Source organism: Micromonospora sp. NPDC049580, assembly GCF_040675595.1.
Lineage (GTDB): Bacteria > Actinomycetota > Actinomycetes > Mycobacteriales > Micromonosporaceae > Micromonospora.
In genome coordinates this window covers 1-5,489 of the sequence record NZ_JBFAPG010000430.1, presented here as the reverse complement: position 1 = coordinate 5,489, position 5,489 = coordinate 1, and the positions used below count along the sequence as shown (strand labels likewise).

The following is a 5,489-nucleotide window of genomic DNA, read 5'->3' as shown; positions in this document are numbered from 1 at the left end:
CCCGTGCCGGTGACACCGGCACGGGCACCCGACGATCCCTACGGAGGTCAGCACGTGTGGAGGCGACGGACCCTGCCGGCGGTGGTCGCCCTGCTCGGCGTGTCCGGGCTGGGGCTGATCACCGTCGGCCTCCCCGCCGAGCCGGCGCGTCCCCCACGCCCGCCGGTCGACGCGCCGACACACACCCGGCCCGCGCCGGACCTGGCCCCGCTGCCCCGCGCCGCGCCCGTCCGGGTCCAGATTCCGGCCATCGGTGTACGCGCGGAGATCGTCGCCGTCGGCGTGGACGCCGCCGGGGTGCTGGAAGTCCCCCCGCTGGACAAGCCGACCCTCGCCGGCTGGTACCGACACGGCGTCAGCCCCGGAGAGACCGGCAACGCCGTCCTGGTGGGACACGTCGACTCGCCGGCCGGCCCGGCGGTCTTCTTTGACCTGGGTCGACTGCGCGCCGGCCAGGAGATCCAGGTCACCCGCGCCGACGCGCGGGTCACCACGTTCACAGTGGACGGCGTCCACGCGTACCCCAAGGACCGCTTCCCCAGCGGCCTGGTCTACGGCCCGGCGGACGCCGCCGGACTGCGCCTGATCACCTGCGGCGGCCGGTTCGACGACGCGACCGGCAACTACGTGGACAACATCGTCGTCTTCGCCACCCGCACCGCCTGAGCCGACGGCCCCCGCTGTCGGGAGCCGGACGCCGCTGGGCAGAATCCGGTGGCACCATCCCCTGCGAGCACCGTGGCCGCAACGGTGCGCGGGAGGGGGCGCAGGGTGGACCAGCGAGCGGTACGGGACCGGGCCGGTCGAGGCGTGCGTGCCCTGGCCCGGCGGCTGCTCGGCCGCCCGGGCGGTGAGGCTCCCACGCCCCGCCGATCCAATCCGGACGCCGTGGTCGACTGTGCCGTCTACGTCAACGGCCGACGCGAGCCGGGCCGGCCGCACTACGCCGACGCGTACGCCCGTGCCCGCCGGGGCCGCGACGCCTTCGTCTGGCTGGGGTTGCACGAGCCGGGGCCGGCCGTGCTCGCCGCCGTGGGGCGCACCTTCGGCCTCGACGAGCTGACCGTCGAGCAGGCGCTCGCCGACGGGCACCGGCCCACCGTGCAGCGGCACGGACCGGTCACCCTGCTGGTGCTGCGCACCGCCGGGTACGTGGAGCACGCCGAGCTGACCGACACCTCCGAGGTGATCGACACCGGCGACGTGATGGTGCTGCTCGGCGACCGGTTCGCCGTCACCGTGCGGCACGGCGCCGCCGGGGCGCTGCGCGACGTCCGCGCCGACATCGAGCGCCGCCCCGCGCTGCTGGCCGCCGGGCCCTGGGCGGTGGCGTACGCGGTCTGCGCCCGGATGGTCGACACGTACCTGGAGGTGGCCGGGCACGTGGAGCGGGACCTGGAGCGGGTCGAGGAGGCGGTGTTCGCCCGCGACCGTTCGGCCGACATCCAGCACATCTACCAGCTCAAGCGGGAGGTGGTGGAGTTCAAGCGGGCGGTGCTGCCCCTGCAGACGCCCATGCGGATGCTGCTCGACCCGGGCGCCGACGGGCCGCCGCGTGCCCTGCACCGCTGGTTCTTGGACGTGGACGGCCGGTTGGCCCGGGCGGTGGACCGGGTGGCGGCGTACGACGACCTGCTCACCTCGATCGTGCAGTCCCGGTTGGCGCAGCTCGCCGTCGAGCAGAACAACGACATGCGCAAGATCGCCGCGTGGGCGGCCATCGCGGCCACCCAGACCGGCATCGCCGGCGTCTACGGCATGAACTTCGACCACATGCCCGAGCTGGCCTGGCGCTACGGCTACGCCGGCGCCCTGGCGCTGATGGCGGCGGCGGCCCTCGCCCTGTACCGCCTGTTCCGCCGCTCCGGCTGGCTCTGAGCCGCGGCGCGATGGTGGGCATCGCGGCCGCGAGCGGTCAGCGCGGGCGGGTCAGCGCGGGCGGCTCAGGAAGGCGCGGATCCGCTCCCGCGGGCGGTCGGTCAGCTCCGGGCCGTGGGTGAAAGCGGCGATGTCGTACTCCAGCTCCCCGAGCACGTGGGAGGTCTGCCGGGTCATCCGGAAATCGCTGCACAGCAACTTCGGTGACCAGCGGACGCCGAGCACGTTGAACAGCGCGTCCCCGGTGATCAGCAGTCGGGTCGGTTCGTGCAGCAGCGACACGTGACCGGGCGAGTGCCCGGGGGTGTGCACCACCCGCAGGCCGCCGCCGACGTCGAGCACGTCGCCGTCGGCGAGCGGCTGCGCCACCCGCACGGCGGGAAACCGGCCGCCGGCCACCCGGGTGAAGAACCGGCCGCCGGTCACCGCCGGGTCTGCGGGCGGGTTGTGGCCGGCCTCGGCGTACGGGATGTCGTCGGCGTGCGCGGCCACCGGGGCGCCGGTGCGGCGGGCCAGTTCGGTCGCGCCACCCGCGTGGTCCGGGTGCGCGTGCGTCAGCACGATCCGGGTGACGTCGGCCGGCACCTTGCCCATCGCGGCCAACCCGCGCACGATCCGGGCCGGCGCTTTGGCCAGCCCGCAGTCGACGAGCGTGACACTGCCGTCGTCGTCGACGAAGGCGTACGAGTTGACGGCCGAACGCCCCACGGTGGGGATCCGCCAGACGTTCGGGGCGAGCGATATCGCGGGGGAACGCGTCATGGCGCGAGTCTAGGGAGAATCGTCAACCATCACTGCCCGTCGACCACCGGCCCGCCACCGTCCGGGCGGGGGCTAACCTCGCCCGGGTGATGTGGCAGCGGTACGTGGCGATCGGCGACAGCACCACCGAAGGGCTCGACGATCCGGACGACGCCGGCGGCTACCGGGGCTGGGCCGACCGGTTCGCCCTGGCGGTGGCGCGCGCCCAGGGCGGCCTGGAGTACGCGAACCTGGCCATCCGTGGCCGGACCACCGCGCGGATCCGCGCCGAGCAGCTCCAGCCGGCCCTCGATCTCGCCCCCGACCTGGCCACCGTGGTCGCCGGCATGAACGACGTGCTGCGCCCCTCCTTCGACGCCGACCAGGTCGCCGAGGACGTCGCGGCGATGCAGCGGGCACTCGTCGGGCAGGGCGCCACCGTCCTGACCTTCACCATGCCGGACCCGGCGCCGGTGATGCCGCTGGCCCGGCCGCTGCGGGGCCGGATGCTGGCACTCAACGAGGCCCTGCGCGCGGCCACCGCGCAGACCGGGGCCACGCTGCTCGACCTGGGAGCGCATCCGGTCTCCTCCGATCCGCGGCTGTGGAGCGACGACCGGCTGCACGCCAACAGCGCCGGGCACGCGCGGATCGCCGCCGCGCTGGCGTACACCGCGGGTCTGCCCGGGTTCGACGACTCCTGGACGGCGCCGCTGCCGCCGGCGCCGCTGCGACGCCGCGCCGAGGTGCTCGGCGCCGAGCTGGCCTGGGCCCGCCGGCACCTGCTGCCCTGGGTGGCCCGGCACCTGCGCGGCCGGTCGTCCGGGGACGACCGGGTCGCGAAACGGCCGGTTCCCCTGCCGGTGGCGCTGGACGGCTGACGGCCGGCCGCTCGGGGCGCCCGGCGGTGCGGCAGGATGGCGGGATGGGCAGGGGTACGGGTGGCCGGCGGCCGAACGCGACGACCGGACGGGTCTGCCCGTGCGGCTCCGGCCAGGCGTACGCCGACTGCTGCTCCCCGGTCCACGGCGGTACCGCCCAGGCGCCGACGGCCGAGGCGCTGATGCGCTCCCGGTTCAGCGCCTTCGCCCTCGGCGACGCCGACTACCTGCTGCGCAGTTGGCACTCGTCGACCCGACCCGCTCGACTGGAGCTGACCCCGGGGCAGCGGTGGACCCGGCTGGAGATCGTCGAGACCGAGCGCGGCGGTCTGCTCGACGCCACCGGCACGGTGACGTTCCACGCCCACTACCGCGAGGCGGGTCGGCCGGGCACGCTGACCGAGCACAGCCGGTTCGTCCGCGAGGACGGCCACTGGGTCTACCTCGACGGCGACCAGCCCTGACTCCTGATCCGCGAGGTCATCGCGGGGATCCAGCCGTCACGGTGTCGGTCCGGAGTGTCGCCGGCGGGCCAGCAGCGCCAGCGCCACCACGAGGTACGCCCCGGCCGCCGCCGCGAACGCCACCGCGTTGCCGGCCGCCGTGGCGACGAGACCGTAACCGGCGTACGTCCCGATGATCAGCAGGTCGGTGGCCATCCCGGCCAGCGAGGTGACGGTGGCCCGACTGGTGCCGGTGATCCGGGCCTGCAACCGCGCGTCGGCCAGCACGGTGGCCAGTTGCGCGGCGCCGAACGCCACCGCGAGCAGCACGAAGCCCGCCGGGTGCCGGACCAGAGCGCCCCCGGCCAGCGCGACGGCGACCAGGCCGAGCAGCACGGCGTAACCCCGGTGGCCCAGCCGCTCCCCCGCCGGGGCGAGCAGCCCACCGACGGTGACACCGGCCCACAGCAGCAGGAGCAGCAGCGGCACGGCCTGCGCGCCGACGCCGGTGTCCACGGCCAGCAGCGGCGTGTACTCGTCCAGCGCGCCCCAGTCGGCGGCCACCACAGCGACCAGCAGGACGGCCGCCCGCACGGGGGGCCGGGAGCGGACCTGCGTCACACCGGCCCGCAGCGTGTCCCACCAGGTCAGGTCGCCGTCGTCGTCCGGTGTCGCCGACTCGGGCGCGTGATCGCCGCGCAATGCGGCGACGGGCGGCACGGCAACCGCCGGGTCGTACGCCGGTGGCGGCGGGTCGTGCGCGGGCGGTGACGGTGACGCGCCGGGCGGCGGGCGGTGCTCGGGGAACCGGGCCGCGACGGCGGCGGCGAGCAGGCAGGCGAGCACGCTGGCCGCGCCGACCGCCGGGTACCCGCCGACGGCGAGCACCGGGCCGGCCAGCACCCCGGTGACCACCACGCCCAGCACGCCCGCCGTCCGGGCCCGACCGAGCACCCGGGCGTACCGGCCGGCGGCGCCGAGCCGGTCCAGTTCGGTCCAGACCAGCGCCTCCAGAGCGCCGGACACCAGCGCCCCGCCGGCGCCCCACAACAGGAACCCGACCGCGAAGGCCGGGTACGACGGGATCAGCACCCACAGCGCGTAGCCGGCGGCGGTCACCAGCGGGGCGAGGCGCAGCAGCAGCCGGCGCGACACCGCGTCGGCCCACGCGCCGGACGGCACCTCGAACAGGATGCCGGCGGCCGACCAGATGACGAACAGCGATGAGATCTGCCCCACCGACAGGCCGGTGTCGGCGAAGAGCACCACGTACAGCGGGTAGAGCAGGACGAGGTCACTGAGGAACGCGTACCCGTAGAGGGTCACCGACAGCCGGCGGACCGCCGGGTCGGGCACGCGCGAGGCGAGGTGGGTCATGGGGCCTTCCCGTGGGAGTGGAGACGGACACCGGACGTGCGGTGCCCGTGGCGGTCCACGGGTGCGGCCTACGGCGTTGGATCAATGTCGCCAGGTCATGTCGGCGATGGTAGACCGGCGTCAGGGTGCCGGCCAGCGCTTTCGGCGTGCCGGCCCGACGGGAGCGGGG

6 protein-coding genes are annotated in these 5,489 nt (G+C 75.4%); 4 read left to right on the top strand and 2 right to left on the bottom strand.

Going from position 1 to position 5,489, the window contains the following annotated elements:
• The first annotated feature begins 54 nt into the window (after window positions 1–54).
• Complete coding sequence (locus tag AB0J68_RS26030) at window positions 55–666, top strand: class F sortase (RefSeq protein ID WP_363940840.1); 612 nt, start codon at window positions 55–57, stop codon at window positions 664–666.
• Window positions 667–771: 105 nt separating this feature from the next.
• Window positions 772–1,878, top strand: a complete 1,107-nt coding sequence (locus tag AB0J68_RS26025) for a magnesium and cobalt transport protein CorA (RefSeq protein ID WP_363940838.1) — start codon at window positions 772–774, stop codon at window positions 1,876–1,878.
• Between the two features lie 51 nt (window positions 1,879–1,929).
• On the opposite strand, the gene AB0J68_RS26020 is transcribed toward AB0J68_RS26025, so the two are convergent.
• Window positions 1,930–2,640 carry an MBL fold metallo-hydrolase gene (locus AB0J68_RS26020; protein ID WP_363940836.1) on the bottom strand — a complete coding sequence of 237 codons (711 nt, stop codon included), beginning with the start codon at window positions 2,638–2,640 and terminating at the stop codon, window positions 1,930–1,932.
• 89 nt (window positions 2,641–2,729) lie between these two features.
• On the opposite strand from AB0J68_RS26020, the gene AB0J68_RS26015 reads away from it, so the two are divergent.
• Window positions 2,730–3,500, top strand: a complete 771-nt coding sequence (locus tag AB0J68_RS26015; protein ID WP_354861290.1) for an SGNH/GDSL hydrolase family protein — start codon at window positions 2,730–2,732, stop codon at window positions 3,498–3,500.
• A gap of 44 nt (window positions 3,501–3,544) precedes the next feature.
• Window positions 3,545–3,964 (top strand): YchJ family protein, encoded by a 420-nt coding sequence (locus AB0J68_RS26010; RefSeq protein ID WP_363940834.1) that lies wholly within the window; start codon window positions 3,545–3,547, stop codon window positions 3,962–3,964.
• 36 nt (window positions 3,965–4,000) lie between these two features.
• On the opposite strand, the gene AB0J68_RS26005 is transcribed toward AB0J68_RS26010, so the two are convergent.
• The gene (locus tag AB0J68_RS26005; protein WP_363940832.1) at window positions 4,001–5,320 is read right to left on the bottom strand and encodes an MFS transporter; all 1,320 of its coding nucleotides are present in this window, start codon (window positions 5,318–5,320) and stop codon (window positions 4,001–4,003) included.
• Between the last annotated feature and the right edge of the window lie 169 nt (window positions 5,321–5,489).

Bases quoted from the DNA above. Each gene is read 5' to 3' on its own strand.
- AB0J68_RS26020 (WP_363940836.1), bottom strand. From the start codon at position 2,640: ATGACGCGTTCCCCCGCGATATCGCTCGCCCCGAACGTCTGGCGGATC.
- AB0J68_RS26015 (WP_354861290.1), top strand. From the start codon at position 2,730: ATGTGGCAGCGGTACGTGGCGATCGGCGACAGCACCACCGAAGGGCTC.
- AB0J68_RS26010 (WP_363940834.1), top strand. From the start codon at position 3,545: ATGGGCAGGGGTACGGGTGGCCGGCGGCCGAACGCGACGACCGGACGG.
- AB0J68_RS26005 (WP_363940832.1), bottom strand. From the start codon at position 5,320: ATGACCCACCTCGCCTCGCGCGTGCCCGACCCGGCGGTCCGCCGGCTG.